At 65.0% G+C, this 17,465-nt stretch carries 18 protein-coding genes and 1 riboswitch; of the genes, 6 read left to right on the top strand and 12 right to left on the bottom strand.

The features are described 5' to 3' along the window. Position 1: 1 nt before the first annotated feature. From VGR99_RS07255 to VGR99_RS07235, 5 genes are all read right to left on the bottom strand, one after another. Positions 2 to 2,422: an aerobic carbon-monoxide dehydrogenase large subunit gene (locus tag VGR99_RS07255; protein ID WP_326897637.1), complete on the bottom strand. Its 2,421-nt coding sequence runs from the start codon at positions 2,420 to 2,422 to the stop codon at positions 2 to 4. Next, on the bottom strand, positions 2,419 to 2,919 hold the full coding sequence (locus VGR99_RS07250; RefSeq protein ID WP_326897636.1) for a (2Fe-2S)-binding protein: 501 nt from the start codon (positions 2,917 to 2,919) through the stop codon (positions 2,419 to 2,421). Before VGR99_RS07250 ends, VGR99_RS07255 begins: the two co-directional genes overlap by 4 nt. A gap of 13 nt (positions 2,920 to 2,932) precedes the next feature. Then, complete coding sequence (locus VGR99_RS07245; RefSeq protein WP_326897712.1) at positions 2,933 to 3,796, bottom strand: xanthine dehydrogenase family protein subunit M; 864 nt, start codon at positions 3,794 to 3,796, stop codon at positions 2,933 to 2,935. 346 nt (positions 3,797 to 4,142) lie between these two features. After that, positions 4,143 to 5,345 (bottom strand): MHYT domain-containing protein, encoded by a 1,203-nt coding sequence (locus VGR99_RS07240; protein WP_326897711.1) that lies wholly within the window; start codon positions 5,343 to 5,345, stop codon positions 4,143 to 4,145. 245 nt (positions 5,346 to 5,590) lie between these two features. Next, positions 5,591 to 6,145, bottom strand: a complete 555-nt coding sequence (locus VGR99_RS07235; RefSeq protein WP_326897635.1) for a 6,7-dimethyl-8-ribityllumazine synthase — start codon at positions 6,143 to 6,145, stop codon at positions 5,591 to 5,593. 74 nt (positions 6,146 to 6,219) lie between these two features. Beyond that, a riboswitch (FMN riboswitch) is annotated at positions 6,220 to 6,380 on the bottom strand. A gap of 404 nt (positions 6,381 to 6,784) precedes the next feature. Between VGR99_RS07235 and VGR99_RS07230 the strand changes: the two genes are divergently transcribed. Both VGR99_RS07230 and proC read left to right on the top strand, forming a co-directional pair. Continuing rightward, positions 6,785 to 7,285 (top strand): YbjN domain-containing protein, encoded by a 501-nt coding sequence (locus VGR99_RS07230; protein ID WP_326897634.1) that lies wholly within the window; start codon positions 6,785 to 6,787, stop codon positions 7,283 to 7,285. A gap of 167 nt (positions 7,286 to 7,452) precedes the next feature. Further along, on the top strand, positions 7,453 to 8,289 hold the full coding sequence (gene proC / locus VGR99_RS07225; RefSeq protein WP_326897633.1) for a pyrroline-5-carboxylate reductase: 837 nt from the start codon (positions 7,453 to 7,455) through the stop codon (positions 8,287 to 8,289). A 114-nt stretch (positions 8,290 to 8,403) separates the two neighbouring features. Here proC and VGR99_RS07220 read toward each other — a convergent pair whose 3' ends face one another. From VGR99_RS07220 to VGR99_RS07200, 5 genes are all read right to left on the bottom strand, one after another. Further along, a complete protein-coding gene (locus tag VGR99_RS07220) occupies positions 8,404 to 8,796 on the bottom strand; it encodes a thioesterase family protein (protein WP_326897632.1) in 393 nt (130 codons plus the stop codon). 132 nt (positions 8,797 to 8,928) lie between these two features. Beyond that, complete coding sequence (locus tag VGR99_RS07215; RefSeq protein ID WP_008144861.1) at positions 8,929 to 9,132, bottom strand: tautomerase family protein; 204 nt, start codon at positions 9,130 to 9,132, stop codon at positions 8,929 to 8,931. Positions 9,133 to 9,246: 114 nt separating this feature from the next. Continuing rightward, the gene (gene hisS, locus VGR99_RS07210; RefSeq protein WP_326897630.1) at positions 9,247 to 10,767 is read right to left on the bottom strand and encodes a histidine--tRNA ligase; all 1,521 of its coding nucleotides are present in this window, start codon (positions 10,765 to 10,767) and stop codon (positions 9,247 to 9,249) included. A gap of 190 nt (positions 10,768 to 10,957) precedes the next feature. Then, entirely contained in the window at positions 10,958 to 11,482 is a 525-nt protein-coding gene (locus VGR99_RS07205) for a YegJ family protein (RefSeq protein WP_326897629.1), read from the bottom strand. A gap of 135 nt (positions 11,483 to 11,617) precedes the next feature. Beyond that, a complete protein-coding gene (locus VGR99_RS07200) occupies positions 11,618 to 12,700 on the bottom strand; it encodes a branched-chain amino acid aminotransferase (RefSeq protein ID WP_326897628.1) in 1,083 nt (360 codons plus the stop codon). 339 nt (positions 12,701 to 13,039) lie between these two features. Between VGR99_RS07200 and VGR99_RS07195 the strand changes: the two genes are divergently transcribed. From VGR99_RS07195 to VGR99_RS07185, 3 genes are read left to right on the top strand one after another with little or no spacing between them, the layout of a single operon-like run. After that, entirely contained in the window at positions 13,040 to 13,582 is a 543-nt protein-coding gene (locus VGR99_RS07195) for a MarR family transcriptional regulator (RefSeq protein WP_326897627.1), read from the top strand. Next, positions 13,579 to 14,310, top strand: a complete 732-nt coding sequence (locus tag VGR99_RS07190) for a response regulator transcription factor (protein ID WP_326897626.1) — start codon at positions 13,579 to 13,581, stop codon at positions 14,308 to 14,310. Before VGR99_RS07195 ends, VGR99_RS07190 begins: the two co-directional genes overlap by 4 nt. Positions 14,311 to 14,328: 18 nt before the next feature. Beyond that, positions 14,329 to 15,717 (top strand): ATP-binding protein, encoded by a 1,389-nt coding sequence (locus VGR99_RS07185; RefSeq protein WP_326897625.1) that lies wholly within the window; start codon positions 14,329 to 14,331, stop codon positions 15,715 to 15,717. 106 nt (positions 15,718 to 15,823) lie between these two features. Here VGR99_RS07185 and VGR99_RS07180 read toward each other — a convergent pair whose 3' ends face one another. After that, positions 15,824 to 16,354, bottom strand: coding sequence for a DUF3617 domain-containing protein (locus VGR99_RS07180; RefSeq protein WP_326897624.1), 531 nt, complete (start codon positions 16,352 to 16,354; stop codon positions 15,824 to 15,826). Between the two features lie 88 nt (positions 16,355 to 16,442). Further along, positions 16,443 to 16,736, bottom strand: coding sequence for a hypothetical protein (locus VGR99_RS07175; RefSeq protein WP_194477821.1), 294 nt, complete (start codon positions 16,734 to 16,736; stop codon positions 16,443 to 16,445). Positions 16,737 to 16,918: 182 nt separating this feature from the next. Here VGR99_RS07175 and VGR99_RS07170 point away from each other — a divergent pair, with 182 nt between their 5' ends. Continuing rightward, a complete protein-coding gene (locus VGR99_RS07170) occupies positions 16,919 to 17,380 on the top strand; it encodes a hypothetical protein (RefSeq protein ID WP_326897623.1) in 462 nt (153 codons plus the stop codon). Positions 17,381 to 17,465: the final 85 nt, after the last annotated feature.

Below are 17,465 nucleotides of genomic sequence, written 5' to 3'. Positions count from 1 at the left end.
ACTACGCCACCGCCCCCAGATCCTTCGCCGCCTTCCAGTTGCGCCAGAAATCGTGCGGCATCTGGATGTGCGTGGATCCCAGGAACGAGAACGCATCGTTGACGGCGTTGGAGAACGCCGGCACGCCGCCGACATTCGGGCTTTCGCCGACGCCCTTGGCACCGATCGGATGATGCGGCGACGGGGTGACGGTGAAGTCGGTCTCCCAATGCGGCGTCTCCACCGCGGTCGGCATGAAGAAGTCCATGAACGAGCCGGTGACGACGTTACCGACGTCGTCGTAGCGGATCTCCTGGCCCATCGCGATGGCGAAGGCCTCGGTCAGGCCGCCATGGACCTGGCCCTCGATGATCATCGGGTTGATGCGGGTGCCGCAATCGTCGAGCGCATAGAAGCGCCGGACCTTGTACACGCCGGTATCGACGTCGATGTCCATCACGCAGAGATAGGCGCCGAACGGATAGGTCATGTTGGGCGGATCGTAATAGCTGACCGCCTCCAGCCCCGGCTCCATGCCAGGGGGAACCGAGTTGTACGCCGCCCAGCAGATATCCTTCATCGACATGAATTTTTCCGGCAGGCCTTTCACCCGGAAACCGTCGATGTCGAATTCGAGATCGTCCTCGTGGACCTCGAGCTTGTAGGCCGCAATCATCTGCGCCTTGGCCTTGATCTTTCGCGCAGCCATCGCGATCGCGGCGCCCGCCACCGGGGTCGAGCGCGAACCGTAGGTGCCGAGCCCGTAAGGCGCAGTGTCGGTGTTGCCCTCTTCCACCATGATGTTGTCGGCGGGAATGCCGATCTCGGTCGCGATGATCTGGGCCCAGGTGGTCTCGTGGCCCTGGCCCTGGCTCTTGGTGCCCATCCGCGCGATGCCCGCACCGGTCGGGTGCATGCGGATCTCACAGGAATCGAACATCGCGATGCCCAGGATGTCGCAATTCTTCGACGGGCCGGCGCCGACGATCTCGGTGAAGAAGGAGATGCCGAGCCCCATAATCTCGCGGGTCTCGCCGCGTGCGAACGCGGCCCGCTTCTCCGCCTGCTCCTTGCGGAGCGCGGCGTAGCCGGTCGTCTCCATCATCTTGCGCATGGCGGTGTGGTAGTCGCCGGAATCGTATTCCCAACCCAGCGCCGAGTGATACGGGAACTGCTCCGGCTTGATGAAGTTCTTCAGCCGCAGCTCGGCCGGATCCATGTTGAGCTTCTGCGCCAGAATATCCATGGCGCGCTCGATGCAGTAGGCGGCCTCGGTGACTCGGAACGAGCAGCGGTAGGCGACGCCGCCGGGCGCCTTGTTGGTGTAGACGCCGTCCACTGCCAGATGCGCGGTCGGGAAGTCATAGGAGCCCGTGACGATGTTGAAGAAGCCGGCCGGCCATTTCGACGGGTCGGCGCAGGCGTCGAACGCGCCGTGATCGGCGAGCACATGCACGCGCAGCCCGGTGACCTTGCCGTCCTTGGTCGCGGCGATCTCGGTGGTCATGTGATAATCGCGCGCGAACGAGGTCGCGGTCAGGTTCTCGATGCGGTCCTCGACCCATTTCACCGGCTTGCCGGTGACAATGGAGGCCACGGCCGCGCAGATATAGCCGGGATAGGCGCCGACCTTGTTGCCGAAGCCGCCGCCGATATCGGGGGCGATGACGTGGATCTTCTGCTCCGGCAGCTTTGCGATCAGCGCCACCACGGTGCGGATCACATGCGGGGCCTGGAACGTACCATAGATCGTCAGCTCGCCCTTGATCTTGTCGAAAGAGCAGACGCACTGGCATGTCTCCAGCGGCGACGGATGGGTGCGGTGATAGGAGATCATCTCCTTGATCTTGACCTCGGCCTTGTTGAAGGCCGCATCGGTCAACTCCTTGTCGCCGACGGTCCACTCGAAGATGTGGTTGTCGTGCTTGCGCGGACCATGCGCGCCGGACATCTTGCCGACGAGGTCCTCGCGCAGCACCGGCGCATCCTTGTCCATCGACTTGAAGGGGTCGACCAGCGGCGGCAGCGGCTCGTATTCGACGATGACCGCGTTGATGCCGTCATCGGCCGCATAGCGGTCGGTGGCGACGACGAAGGCGACCTCCTGGTTCTGGAACAGCACCTTGCCGTCGGCCAGCACCATCTGCACGTCGCCGGCGAGCGTCGGCATCCAGGCGAGGTTGACGGTCTTCAGCGTCTCGGCGGTGATGACCGCGAGCACGCCGGGGACCTTCAGCGCCGCGCTGTCGTCGATCTTCTTGACGCGCGCATGCGGATGCGGCGAGCGAACGAAGTCGCCGTGCAGCATGCCCGGCAGCTTGACGTCATCGACGTAATTGCCCTTGCCTTGGGTGAAGCGGATGTCCTCGACGCGCTTGCGCTTGCAGCCCATGCCTTCGAGCGCGGCTTCGCGTTGTTCCCGCGTGGGAGTCATGTCGTTCATTCTGCGGCCTCCCGGAATTCCACGCCGTTGATCTTTGCGGCGGCGTATTGAATGGCTTTGACGATGTTCTGGTAGCCGGTGCAGCGGCAGATATTGCCGGAGATGCCCATCCGGATCTCCTGCTCGCTCGGCGACGGATTTTCCTTAAGCAGCCGATGCGCCCGCATGATCATGCCGGGGGTGCAGAAGCCGCATTGCAGGCCGTGCATCATGCGGAAGCCTTCTTGCAGCGCCGACAACGTGCCGTCGGCATTGGCCATGCCTTCGACCGTCGTGATGTCGCTGCCCTCGGCCTGCACCGCGAACATCGTGCAGGATTTCACCGACATGCCGTCGATATCGACGGTGCAGGCGCCGCAATGGGTGGTCTCGCAGCCGATATGGGTGCCGGTCATCTGCAGATTCTCGCGGATGAAATGCACCAGCAGCGTGCGCGGCTCGACGAGGCCTTCGACCTCGGCGCCGTTCACCTTCATGGTGACGTGTGTTTTGGCCATCGATCCTCTCCCCTCACTTCGCTCGGCTAGCTGCGCGCTGCAGCGCCCGCGTCACCATGATGCCGCCGACATGTTTTCGGTATTCGACCGGACCGCGCGCATCCGCGGCCGGCGCCATGATCGCTTCGGCTGCCGCGGCGGCCTTCTTCAGCGTCGCCGCGTCGAGGCTGGTGCCGATCACTGCCTTGGCCGCGTCGGCGGCGAGTAGCGGCGTCTCGTGGACATTGGTGAGCCCGATCGAGCAGGTCGCGACCTTGCCGCCGGACATGGTCAGGACGACAGCGGCAGCCGCCGTTGCGTAGTCACCGACCTTGCGCTTGAGCTTTTCATAGGCATAGCCGTGGCCGGCCGCCGGCACGGGGACCGAAACGGAGGTGAGGATCTCGCCAGGCTCGAGCGCGGTGAAATAGGCGCCCTGGTAGAAGTCGGCCGCAGCGACGTCACGGGCGCCGCCGGCGCCTTCGAGGCGATAGGTCGCACCCAGCGTCATCACCAGCGCCGGCATGTCGTTGCCGGGATCGCCATTGGCGACATTGCCGCCGATCGTGCCGCGATAGCGCACCTGCGGGTCCGCGATCAGCAGCGCCGCCTCATGCAGGATCGGCATCGACTTGGCGACCTCATCCGAGGCCAGCAACTCGTGCTGGGTGGTCATCGCGCCGATGACGAGATTATTGCCGCTGCGGCTGATGCCCTTGAGGGCGGCGATGCCGTGCAGATCAATCAGATGGGCGGGGGTGGCGAGCCGAAGCTTCATCATCGGCACCAGGCTGTGCCCGCCGGCCAGTGGCCGCGCATCCTCGCCGAGGTCGGATAGAAGCTTGACGGCGTCGGCGACACTCGCCGGCCGGTGATAGCTGAATGAGCCCGGGATCATCATCTCCTCCCACATTCGTCCTTGGCGCGTGACGGCGCGGACGTTGGAGGGGACGGTCACTCCGGACCGGGCGAGCCGCAATCATTCGGGCACGGAACAGCGGATTTCGCACGAGTTGCGGCCCTGAACGCACGAATTGCGTCAGGTGGGGCGACCCTTCACCTCGCCCCGCTTGCGGGGAGAGGTCGGATTGCATCGCAAGATGCAATCCGGGTGAGGGGGTACAGGCCTCACGGCGATCTCACGTACGGAGAGGGCCCCTCACCCCACCCCTCTCAGCGCGAGCGAAGCTCGTCGCGGCCCCGTAAGAACGGGGCGAGGGAGCGAGAGAGCTTGCTTCGAGACTTTACGCCTGCCGCCGGTTCGCCAGTCCCAGCCGGGCCTTCACCTCGGCAATCTTGGCGCGGCTCACCGGCACCCGGTGCGGCGACGGGCCGTCGAGCTCGAGCACGGCGCCATCGCCCTCCTTCCGGACCAGCGCGACATGGGGGATCGCGACGATATGGCTGCGGTGGACCCGGAGGAACAACGAGGGGTCGAGCTGCGCCTCGGCTTCCGAGATCGACCACGGGCACATCCGCTCACGGGTGCCGTCATGGACGCGGGTGTAGTGGGCATCGGCCCGGACGCTGCGGACGTTCGCCGTCTCGATGAAGTGCGTGCCGTCGGCGCTCTCGACCGGCAACCGGGGAACGGGCGCACGCGGCGGCTGACCGAGACCGCCGAGCGGGGCCACAGGACGCGGAGCTGCAGCCGGCGCAGCAATCAGTTCAATGGCGGCCGCCGCGACCGGCGAAGCAACCGGTTCGGCAGCCGCAGAGTTCGAAGCCTGACGCCGTTGATCGGGGACGAGCGACAGCAGGAAGCCGGCCGCGATGACGAAGCACAGCACGGCCACGATGATCGACAGGATTTGCTGCGACGCGGCAAGGCCGCCGCCGGCGTGGTGATGCGCCGCGCCCGTCAGCGGCTCGAAATGCATGCCAAGCATCGCGGTGTAATGCATGCCGGAGACGGCGATGCCGAACACGATCGAGCTGACGATCAGCCGGACGCCTTCCTGCTGCGCCAGAAAGGCGCGCAGGCCGCCATAAGCGGTGACGATCGCCACCACGACCGACAGCGCCACCATGGCCTTGTCGTGCACGATGCTGAAGTGACCGGCGAGGCCATGGATGCCGACATAATGCATGCTGGCGATGCCGACGCCGAGCAGAACGGCCGACGATGCCACCCGCTTCAGCGTGGGCTCGCCGATCGAGACAAAGAACAGCGAGATGCCGACCACCAGCGCGCAGATCAGGAACGAGATGATGGTGGGGAGCACCAGATAGACCGTGTCGGGCGGCAGCGGCGCGGCCAGCATGCCGACGAAATGCATGGTCCAGATGCCGACGGCCAGAAACGCGGCCGCGCCCGCGAGCAGAACGCGGTTACTGACGCCGGGCGTGTTGCGGATGCGAGCAGCAAGCGCAAAGCCGGTATAGCCACCCAGACTCGCGATCGCCACAGAGAGCGCGACGAGATAGGGATCGTGTCCTTCGAACATGATCTTGTCGGCCGCCCGTCTCCACGGCACGGCCTCCTCCCGCCGCCGACTTTATAGGGACGGCGGCGGGATTGACAATCAGCGGCGTGTGAAGGGCGACGCCTCCGCGACACTAATAGACCCTCATGGTGAGGAGGCGCGCAGCGCCGTCTCGAACCATGCAGGCCCCGCTGTGGCCTTCATCCTTCGAGACGCGCTGCGCGCTCCTCAGGATGAGGGGCGAGAGCTTTTGTGACCTCTAACTTCTACACAATTCCAGCCGCGACCTGGCCGCGCAGGCGCTCCAGGCCGTGCAACGTCTCGGCACAGGCGGCCGCAACCTCGATGCCCTTGATCGTAAAATGCCTGCGGAAGAAATCGTAGTGCACTTCGGTCTCGTGGAATTGCTGCGGCGTCAGCACGGCGGAGAACACCGGCACTTCGGTGCGCAGCTGCACGTCCATCAGCGCCTTGATCACGGTGTCGGCGACGAATTCGTGACGATAGATGCCGCCGTCAACGACGAGGCCGGCCGCGACGATCGCGGTGTAGCGCCGCGTCTTGGCGAGGACCTGCGCATGCAGCGGGATCTCGAACGAGCCCGGCACCTCGAACACGTCGACATGGGTGAGGTGGCGCGCCTCGGCCTCCTTCATGAAGGCAATGCGGGCTTCCTCGACCACGTCGCGGTGCCAGCAGGCCTGCACGAAGGCCACCCGCTGCGGCTTTGCGAAGCGCGGATGCTCCTTCCCCGGATCCTGTGGAACCGGCGGTTGGGTCTGGGACGTTTCGGTTTGGGGATCTTGCAGCATCTGATTCATGGCTTTCCTTCAAAGGACCAGAATCAGGGCACACGGAACGACAAACAGCCGCATCCTGCGATGCGTCTGCCACCGACCGTTCTCTTTCATCCGGACTTTAACCGTCGGCTTCGGAGTTGCACCGAATCTGCTGACCCTTCCCGTTGGAAACAAATCCTTCGAGAAGGCGCTCGCGGGCTTAGGCCTTTCGGCCCTTACCGCCGGTGGGGACTTTCACCCCGCCCTGAGAACATCGGCCGCTCGGGATTGAACGACCTGAGTGGAAATATGACGCCGGTCCGGGGCCGCAGCAAGCGTGTTCCGCAGCAAAAAACCGCATGGTCCCATGCTGCGATGGCGACCCAGCCATCGCGCGGCGGAATTAACGAACGGCCAGCCTTCGGAATCCGATTCCTGTTTGTTCTATTCGTTAACAATTGTGGCCGAGATGAGCTGTGGACGAACGAGTCCTGGCTTGTGGACGGACTCGGCAGCCAGTTGCGCAGATTCCGCAAATCACATCACTTGATCCGCGACAGGCCGCGCCGGTCCCAGGAGATCACGAAAGCGACTCCCGAGATCGACGACGTTTAGGGAGCGCGCGCCGGGCCCAACCGCGTGCGTATCAAGGACAACAAGAAGGCAAGAGGTCGAGACGGCATGTCCCTGCTCGAAGGCAATATCGATTCCCGAAATCACCCGCTCGCGGTGGTGGAGGATATCGCTGCCAGCAACAACTGGCCGTTCGAACGCTCCGGCGAAGACGAGCTGACCATTGTCTCCAAGGGACAGTGGACCGACTACCAGATCTCCTTCACCTGGATGAGTGAGATCGAGGCGCTGCATCTGGCGTGCGCCTTCGACATGAAGATTCCGATGCCGCGGCGGGGCGAGGTGCAGCGGCTCGTTGCAGCCGTCAACGAGCAGTTGTGGGTCGGCCATTTCGACCTGTGGACCAACACCGGCATGATCATGCACCGCCAGGCGCTGGTGCTGCCGGGCGGGCTCACCGCCTCGACCGCGCAATGCGAAGCCATGCTCGCCGGCGCCATCCACGCCTGCGAGCGCTACTTCCCGGCGTTCCAGTTCGTGGTGTGGGCCGGCAAGACCACCGCGCAGGCCATGGACGCCGCGATGTTCGATACGGTGGGCGAAGCGTAAGGCTCGCCCAGCCCTCCGCTGTCGTCCCGGACGAGCGCAGCGAAGATCCGGGACCCAGACCGCGCAGTGCCGTTTGTAGCGCACCGCTTGTTGCCAACACCTCCATCCGTTAAGACCACTCGTGGTTATGGGTCCCTGCGCACGCAGGGACGACACCTTTTGATTGGGTGATCACAGTGGCAGACAGCAGCACTCTCAAAAACATCACCGGTACCATCCTTCTCGCCGGCGCCGGCAAGATGGGCGGCGCGATGCTGACCGGATGGCTGGCGGGCGGACTCGATCCGCGCCGCGTCGCGGTGGTCGATCCCTTCATCTCGCCGGAGATCACCGCGCTTGCGGTCAAGGGCGTCGCGCTCAATCCCGACGCAAAGGCGGCAGGCTTCGTCGAGACGATGGTCGTCGCAGTGAAGCCGCAGATGTTCCGCGAGGCCGGCGCGAAGCTGAAATCGTTTGTCTCGGAGAAGACCTCGGTGGTCTCGATCATGGCGGGAACCACGATCGCTGCGCTCGAGGACGTCTGTGGCGGCGCCGTGGTGCGCGCGATGCCGAACACGCCGGCGGCGATCGGCCGCGGCATCACGGTTGCGGTTGCGGCGAAGAGCGTCAATGCCGGTCAGCGCGCGCTCGCCGACGCGCTGCTGCGCGCCACGGGCTCAGTCGAATGGGTCGAGGATGAAGGCCTGATGGACGCGGTGACCGCGGTCTCCGGTTCTGGCCCGGCCTATGTGTTCCTGCTCGCCGAAGAGCTCGCGCGCGCCGGCGTCGAAGCGGGCCTACCCGAGGCGCTTGCAACCAGGCTCGCGCGCGAGACGGTCGCAGGCTCCGGCGAGCTGCTGCACCAGTCCGAGCTTCCCTCCGCTACGCTGCGCCAGAACGTCACCTCGCCCGGCGGCACCACAGCCGCTGCGCTCGGCGTGCTGATGGACGAGCCGGGCCTGCGCGACCTGATGATCCGCGCGATCGCGGCGGCGACGAAACGGTCGAAGGAATTGGCGAAGTAAGATGCTCTGGTAGGGTGGGTTAGCCGAAGGCGTAACCCACCATGCTTCTGCGTTTGCGGAACAAGTTTGGTGGGTTACGCTTCGCTAACCCACCCTACGGCACCGCGCTCTCGGCTACGCCCCCAGCCTTTTATTGAACATCTCAACATTCACGAGACCGCGCGCGTGGCGGCCTTCGCCGAGCCTGCGCGTGCCCTCGAACGCCTCGACCTCGAAACGGATGACGCGGCGCTCAACCGCGACGACTTTTGCGGTGGTCCGCACGGTCGCGCCGACGAGCGCGGCCGCGAGATGACGGATATCGACCTCGGTGCCGACAGTGACCCAGCCCGGCTGCAACGCGGCGCGGATCGCATCGCCCGACGTCATCTCCATTTCCAGGATCATCATCGGCGTCGCATAGACCATCGGCATGCCGGGCACGAAATGCCCGACCGTGCGCTCCGCCGGGACCACCAGCGTGCGCTCGGCGCTCATGCCGATTGTGATGAAGTCGCGTGCGTCCATGGTGCTTGCTCGTCATTCCGGGGCGCGCGAAGCGCGAACCCGGAATCCAGAGATTGTCGATCGAGATTCCCCAATGCGCAGTTGCGCATTGTGGTCAGCCCTGGCGGGCTGCCCCGGAATGACGCTAACGCGTCACTTCTTCGCCGCCGCCGCGCGCTCCACGAACGTCTTGCCGCCCTTCATCTTGTGGCGGAGCGGGGCTTCGTTGATCTGGATGACGACGGCATCGGCGTCGACGCCGAGATTCTTCACCAGCGCCTGCGTGATGTCGCGCATCATGCCGGCCTTCTGCTCGTCGGTGCGGCCCTCGGCCATGCTGACGGTGATCTCAGGCATTGTCTTCTCCCTGCTGTCGCAATGACCGGGCACACCCCGGTCGTTCATGAGGTGCGCATCAAACAGGAGGTGGATGCCCGGGACAAGCCCGGGCATGAGGCGATGCGCGAATGGCTAGCCCCAGCTCACGTCATGACGGGCCAGGACTTCACGCACTTTTGTGACGAGGTCGGCTTCGCTGCACGAGAACTGCGCCGGCCGCGTCTCGCGCCATTCCTGGTTCGAGGCGATCGCGGCCGCCGCCTTGGCGCCCTCGATCAGGTCCTTGATCTGCAGCTCGCCGCGCGCCTTTTCGTCCGAGCCCTGAATGATCACGCAAGGCGAGTTGCGGCGGTCGGCATATTTGAGCTGGTTGCCCATGTTCTTGGGATTGCCGAGATAGAGCTCGGCGCGAATGCCGGCGGTGCGAAGGCTCGCGACCATCTTCTGATAGTCGGCGACGCGGTCGCGGTCGAACACGGTGACGACGACGGGGCCGGCTTCAGGCCGGGTGTCGAGCTTGCCGAGCAGCGTCAGTGCGGCCTGCAGCCGCGACACACCGATCGAGAAACCGGTCGCCGGTACCGGCTCGCCGCGGAAGCGCGAGACGAGGCCGTCGTAACGTCCGCCGCCACCAACCGAGCCGAACCGCACCGGGCGCCCCTTCTCGTCCTTGGTCTCGAGCAGCAGCTCGACCTCGTAGACGGGTCCGGTGTAATATTCGAGGCCGCGCACGACCGACGGATCGATCTTGATGCGATCCGCGCCGTAACCGGACGCCGTCACCAGCTCGGCAATTTCTTCCAGCTCGCTCACGCCGGCCTGACCGACTTCGCTCTTGGCGAGGTAGGTCTCTGCGGCAGCAATTGCGTCTTTCCAATTGTCGCGCGGCCTGGTGATGGCCAGAACGACGTCGGCTTCGGCTTCGCTCAGGTTTGCGCCCTTGGTGAAGTCGCCCTTGCCTTCCTCGCCGCCATCCCAGCGTCCGGGCCCGAGCAGCTTGCGCACTTCGTCGGCCGAAAACTTGTCGAGCTTGTCGATCGCGCGCAGTACGGTCAGCCTGCGGCCTGCGTTCTCGTCGCCGCCAAGGCCGATGGCCTCCAGAACACCGTCGAGCACTTTGCGGTTGTTGACCTTCACGACGTAGGAGCCGCGCGCAATGCCGAGCGCCTCCATCGTATCAGCAGCCATCATGCAGATCTCGGCATCCGCCGCCGGCGTCGCCGAGCCGACCGTGTCGGCATCGAACTGCATGAACTGGCGGAAGCGGCCGGGGCCGGGCTTCTCGTTGCGGAAGACGTAGCCGACGCGGTAGCTGCGATAGGGCAGGACCAGACCGTCGGTGCCGTAGCGCTCGCCGACATAGCGTGCCAGCGGCGCGGTCAGATCGTAGCGCAGGCTGATCCACTGCTCGTCGTCGTCCTGGAACGAGAACACGCCCTCGTTCGGACGGTCCTGGTCGGGCAGGAACTTGCCGAGCGCGTCGGTGTATTCCATCGCCGGCGTCTCGACGGGCTCGAACCCGTAGAGCTCGTAGACGGCGCGGATCTTCTCGACCATCTCGCGCGTCGCCCGGATCGCGGCAGGATCGCGATCCTCGAGCCCGCGCGGCAGGCGCGCCTTCAGTTTCTGGGGTTTTTTGGGTTTCTCGGCCATGCGCGGCGTTTACCAGCCGGGGCGCGGTGCGGCAACCGCTGCGGCATTCCGGGAGCCCATAGGACCAGCCCATTCGCCGTCATTCCGGGGCGATGCGCAGCATCGAAGCCGAAATCTCGAGATTCCCCGGTGCGCAACTGCGCACCTGAGGTCTGGTCCTTCGGACCATCCCGGAATGACGACTGCATCCCTACGGCTGCTCCATCCGGGCCCGGAGGGCATCGGCGTCCGCCTTCGGCAGCGACTTCAGCGTCGGCCTGATGGTTTCGCCGCCGACGATTTTGCCGTTGCGCATGAACATCCAGTCCGAGATGTCGGCTTCGCTGAACTTGACCGGGTCGCCTGCCCGTTTGCCCGGCAGGTCGCGCGGCTCGTTGGCGAAGAAGCCGGAATAGGCCCCGTTCGGCAGCTTCTTCACGTCGGCGATCCAGATGTGCTCCCCGCCCTTGCGGGTCGAAAAGCGCACTTTCAGGGAGTGGCCGGTCTCTGACGGTTTGGGCGCCTCATAGGAGGCCCAGAAGGTGGGGAGCGTGCCGCGGGCGCGCGCGATCGCGGCATTCATTTCCGGATCGGTGGTGCGCACGTCGACGATCGGCGAGCGGTCTTGGGCTGCGACTTCCGGCGTGGGTCCGATGGTGAGGATGCCGAAAACGGAGACGCCGGTGATCGCGGCGAGAACGACCCATTTCATGGGCTGGGAGAGTTTTGTTGCCATGTTCGCGATGTCCAGGATGCTTGATGTGTCCTGGTTTTGTCGCGTGTCGGCATCAGCACGTTCATAGCGCAATAAGCCACAAACGTTGCGCATTTCCCCTCTCACTCGCGAGAGAGGGGAAACGCTCATCGCAGATCAAAACACCTTGCGGATCCAGTTGTGCGGATCGTTGGTGCGGCCGTACTGGATGTCGACGAGCTGCTTGCGCAGGCCCATGGCAACGGGACCGGCGGCGCCGCCGCTGATCTCGAAATCGCCGCTCACCGAGCGCACCTTGCCGATCGGCGAGATCACGGCCGCAGTACCGCAGGCGAACGCTTCCTTCAGCTTGCCGGACGCCGCATCCTTGCGCCACTGATCGATCGAATACGGCTCCTCGCGCACGGTCTTGCCGGCATCGCGGGCGAGCGTGATGATGGAGTCGCGGGTGATGCCGGGCAGGATGGTTCCGAGCGGCGGCGTCGAGAGCGAGCCGCCATCGAACACGAAGAAAACGTTCATGCCGCCGAGCTCCTCGATGTAGCGGCGCTCGACCGCATCGAGGAAGACGACCTGATCGCAGCCGTGCTGGATCGCCTCGGCCTGGGCGCGCAGGCTTGCGGCATAGTTGCCGCCGCACTTGACGGCGCCGGTGCCGCCGATCGCGGCGCGCGTGTAGTTCTCCGAGACCCAGATCGAGACCGGCGCGGGTCCGCCCTTGAAGTAGGAGCCGACTGGCGAAGCGATCACCGCAAAGATGTATTCGGACGACGGCTTGACGCCGAGGAAGGTCTCGCTCGCGATCATGAAGGGGCGCAGGTAGAGGCTGCCCTCGCCACCCGGCATCCAGGCACGATCGATGCGCACGACCTGCTCGACCGCCTCGATGAAGACGTCCTCGGGGATCTGCGCCATCGCCATGCGGTCGGCGGAATCCTTGAAGCGGCGCGCATTGGCATCGGGGCGGAACAGGTTCACGCCGCCGTCGTCGCGCTTGTAGGCCTTGAGGCCCTCGAAAATTTCCTGGGCGTAGTGCAGGACCGCGCCGGCCGGATCCATCTGGAAGTTGGCGCGGGCCTCGATCTTCGCCTCGTACCAGCCGCCCTTGGCCTGGTTGTAGCGGACGATCGCCATGTGGTCGGTGAAGACCCGCCCGAAGCCCGGGTCCACCAGCTTGGCGACGCGGTCCTTTTCGGGTGTCGGATTGGATGCGGGCTGGATGTCGAATTTCATGCTCATTTCCTTGCCTCCCGCTGCCGGTGGCGGCGCTGTTCTGGCGCCGGCCGATCCTGTTCGGGCCCGGCTGGCTTGATTGGATTTCTGGCCGGACCACCGCCAGCCTTGTTACGGCCGGTTTCCGTGGCCAGCATGTCTCCGAGGACATGCTTTTGCGGAAGGCGGAAGTCCAGTATGTTTTGCCGAAATGCCGCTCGACAATCGCACGGTAGATCTGCGTCGGCCGTCGCCGCCTGTCCGGCTCACTCCGGCCGACCCTGCTTCGAGGCCACCCGTCGCGATACGATCTAAAATTTCGTGCGGGCTGATCGTTTTGTAACATTGAACCCAAGATACGTCAATATGCCTGACATAAATTTCGCGACTCCCTCTCAAGACGCTGCCGAGCCTCGGCCGGCCGCAGGCGATGGAGGCAATTTGCGCTGGGATATCATCGAGCTACTGTTCTTCGCCTACCGCGACTTCGTCGGCGATCCCGACCAGGAGCTGGAGGCGTTCGGCTTCGGCCGGGCCCATCACCGGGTCATGCACTTCGTCTATCGCTATCCCGGCCTGAAGGTTGCCGACCTGCTCGACGTCCTGCGCATCACAAAACAGTCGCTCGGCCGCGTGCTCAAGCAGCTGCTGGACGAGGGCTACATCGTGCAGAAGACCGGCGACAATGACCGCCGCCAGCGACTGCTCTACGCAACGCCCAAGGGCGAGGCGCTGGTGCAGAAGCTCGCCGGGCTCCAGACCACGCGCATCACCAAGGCGCTCGCCGAGATGAACCCGCAGGACGCCGACACGGTGAAGCGCTTCCTGCGCGCGATGATCGACCGCGACGATCCGGACAAGGTGCTCGAGACGATCTTCGCCTCCGTCAATCAAGACAGCAAGGAGTGACCGTGCCGCTCGCAGCCACGCTCGCCCGTCCGCCGGTTGAACCGGCCGACGACGCCCCGCATCTGCTGCTGGTCGACGACGACCGCCGCATCCGCGACCTGCTCTCGCGCTTCCTCGCCGCCGAAGGCTATCGCGTCACCACCGCCGCGAGCGCCGGCGATGCGCGCTCGAAGCTGATGGGCCTGCATTTCGACCTGTTGATCCTCGACGTGATGATGCCCGGCGAGACCGGCTTCGACCTCGCCCGCTTCATCCGCACCTCCTCCTCGGTGCCGATCGTGATGCTGACCGCGCGGCACGAAGCCGAAGCCCGCATCGAGGGCCTGCAGATCGGCGCCGACGATTACGTCGCAAAGCCGTTCGAGCCGCGCGAGCTGGCACTGCGCATCAACAACATCCTCAAGCGCGCCGCGCCGCCGCCGCAGGCCGTGACCGTCGAGAAGATCGCGTTCGGTCCTTACGTCTATCATCTCGAACGCGGCGAGCTGCGCCAGGGCGAAGAGGTCATCCACCTCACCGACCGCGAGCGCGAGATGCTGCGCATTCTTTCGGAGACACCCGGCGAGACCGTGCCGCGCAGCGCGTTGACCGGCAACGGCACCGTCAACGAGCGCGCCGTCGACGTGCAGATCAACCGCCTCAGGCGCAAGATCGAGACCGACCCGGCCAATCCGCTGTTCCTCCAGGCGGTGCGCGGCATCGGCTACCGCCTGGTGGCCTCGCCATAAATCAGTGAAGCGCGACCGATGAGCACGATCGATACCGGCCTGACGCTGCTCAAGAGCGCCGCCGGGCGCGTCTCTGCCGCCAATGGCTGGATGGGCAACGCGTTCAAGGGCTGGATGCCGACCGGCCTCTATGCCCGTGCGCTGCTGATCATGATCGTGCCGATGGTGATCCTGCAATCCGTCGTCGCCTTCGTGTTCATGGAGCGGCACTGGAACACGGTGACGCGGCGCTTGTCGGCCGCTGTCGTGCAGGACATCGCCGCGCTGATCGACGTCTACAAGGGCTATCCGCAGGACAAGGATCGCGACCAGATCCGCCGCATCGCGCAGCAGCGGCTCGGCCTCGTCGTCGACTTCCTGCCTGCCGGCGACATGCCGCCGCCGGGACCAAAACCGTTCTTCTCGCTGCTCGACCAGACGCTGTCGGTGCAGCTCGGCCGCCAGATCGGTCGCTCATTCTGGATCGACACCGTCGGCCGTTCCAACCTCGTCGAGATCCGCATCCAGCTCGACGACGCCGTGATGCGCGTGTTCGCACAGCGCAGTGCCGCCTATGCCTCGAACTCCGAGATCTTCCTGTTCTGGATGGTCGGCACGTCCTCGATCCTCCTGATCGTCGCGGTGCTATTCCTGCGCAACCAGATCAAGCCGATCCTGCGGCTTGCGGATGCCGCTGAAAGTTTCGGCAAGGGCCGCGAGGCGCCGAATTTCCGTCCGCGCGGCGCGCGCGAGGTGCGGCGCGCGTCGGTTGCCTTCCTCGAAATGAAGTCGCGCATCGAGCGAACGATGGAGCAGCGCACCGCGATGCTCGCCGGCGTCAGCCACGATCTGCGCACCATCCTGACCCGCTTCAAGCTCGAACTTGCGCTGATCGGCGACAGTCCTGAAATGGAGGGCATGCGCAAGGACGTCGACGAGATGTCGATGATGCTGGAGGACTACCTTGCGTTCGCCCGCGGCGATTCCGGCGAGCAGTCGCAGCCGACCGACATGTCGCAGGCGCTCGAGGAGCTGCGCAGCGACGCCGAGCGCCACGGCCACACGGCGACCGTGGCGTTCAACGGACTACCGGTGGTCACGGTGAAACCGGCCTCGTTCAAGCGCTGCCTCGCCAACCTCGTCACCAACGCCGCCCGCTACGGCAAGAGCATCGCCATCACCGGCCAGCGCGATCACCGATATTTGACCGTCATTGTCGACGACGACGGGCCGGGCATTCCCGCGCATTTGCGCGAAGAGGTGTTCAAGCCGTTCCTGCGGCTCGACAATGCCCGCAACCAGGACGAGGGCGGCACCGGCCTTGGCCTCGCCATCGCCCGCGACATCGCCCGCTCGCACGGCGGCGACATCACCCTCGGCGACAGCCCGATGGGCGGATTGAGGGCGAGCGTAAGGATACCGGTGTAGGCGCCGTAGCCCGGATGGAGCGCAAGCGTAATCCGGGATTCTTTCTCCGCGACGCAAGGGCCCCGGATTTCGCTGCGCTCCATCCGGGCTACGGACTCACCGCGCCTTACTTCGGCAGCAGCGCCTTGAGCTTGTCGATGTCGCGCACGTTCATCTTGAAGCCGCCGGGCATCACGATGTCGCCGGGCTTCTGCTCCGGCTTGCAGGCGCCGAGCCACTTGGCTTCCAGCGTCATCGTCGTATCGCGGCCTGCCGCACCGGCGGCACCGCCTTGCGCGTGCGAGGTGGTCGTCACCGTGTAGACCGAGTTGAAATCGCCGGTGATCTCGGCATGAGAGGTCGTGCTGATGCCGGCGACGCTGCACTCGGAATCGCTGACATAGCCGGTCGCGGTCTTCTTGATGTCCTGCTTGGCGCAGATCTGCTTGGCCATCGGGGAGACGTTGTTGCTCATCTCCTTGTCGACGGTCTCGTCGGTGCAGTGCTGCATGGTCATTTCCGGCATCGCCGAGCCGCTCCTGACCATCTTCATTTCCCAAAGACCGGCCTTGCGCACCGGCAGGTCGTCGGCGCTGGCACTCCCTGCCGACAAGGCAAGACAAAGGCTCGAGCCGAGCAAAGCGAGTTTGCGCGTCATGGGGAAGCTCCCGGCTGAGAGATTGCGACGTTACGAAACGCGCCTTGACGAAAACGCCTTGACGAAAAGGCCTTGGCGCTAAAGCGTATCAATACAGCGTGCGGATCGGCCGGTCGGCGGCGCCATACGGCACCCAGCGGCAGGAGAACGAGATGTAGCCGCCCTCATAGGCCTGCACCGCGAGGAATTTCACGACCTTGCCGTAGCGCGCGCAGTGATCGACCGCGACTTGCCGCGCATCGGTCTGGGTCGCCATCGAATAGGCGATGATGCCGCCGGTGTCGTTACCCTTGAACGGAGGCACCGGAAGCAGATCGGCGCGCGCCGACTGGCTCGCCATCATACCCAGGGCAAGAAGGCCCGCGGCCGCAATGATTCGCATTCCCGTCACTCCAATTGGTTGGCCCCAGTTTACGGTGCCGAGATGGAAGTGAAAAGAACTGAAGCCCCGCCGGCTGCGACGTTAGGGTCAACTCCTGGCGAAGTGTTGCCGCGTTGCACTTGACCTCCCCCGGCCTTCGCGGCACCGTCCAGCCTTCGCAAGACCAGCAGTCCGGATTGCCCATGCGCGCCCTCTCCCTGAAATCGCTCCGCTTTGCCGCCGTGTTCGGCCTCATGTTCGGGGCGCTGTCGCTCGGCGAGGCCAAGGCCGCCAATCCGCTGGAGCTGAACTTCTGGCTGAGCGGACCGCGCTATGACGGCGCCGTCGCCGACTGCGACAAGGCGCTGCCGACGATCGCCACCCAGTTCTGGGAGAAGGAAAGCTCCTTCTGGAATTCCTCGTTGAAAATCACCGGCTTCTCCGCCGTTCACGAGACCGCGTTCCGGCCCTGGCAGTCCGACAACATTCCGCGCCGCTATTGCACCGGCGACGCCATGCTCAACGACGGCAAGGTGCGCAAGGTGCATTTCTCGATCGTCGAGGATGGCGGCTTCGCCGGTTACGGCAATGGCGTTGAATGGTGCATGGTCGGCCTCGACCGCAACTGGGCCTACAATCCCGCCTGCCGCGCCGCCAGGCCCTGATCTGAAAAGTCCTGATTCGGACGGATCAAGCGGCCGGACGACGGTCGCTTGTATTTTGTTCTTGAAATGTTCTCTTTGCCTGCTA

The sequence above is a fragment of the Bradyrhizobium sp. genome (assembly GCF_035935975.1).
Classification (GTDB): Bacteria; Pseudomonadota; Alphaproteobacteria; order Rhizobiales; family Xanthobacteraceae; genus Bradyrhizobium.
Note: the sequence above shows the minus strand (reverse complement) of the source record. Positions and strands in the feature narration are given on the sequence as shown.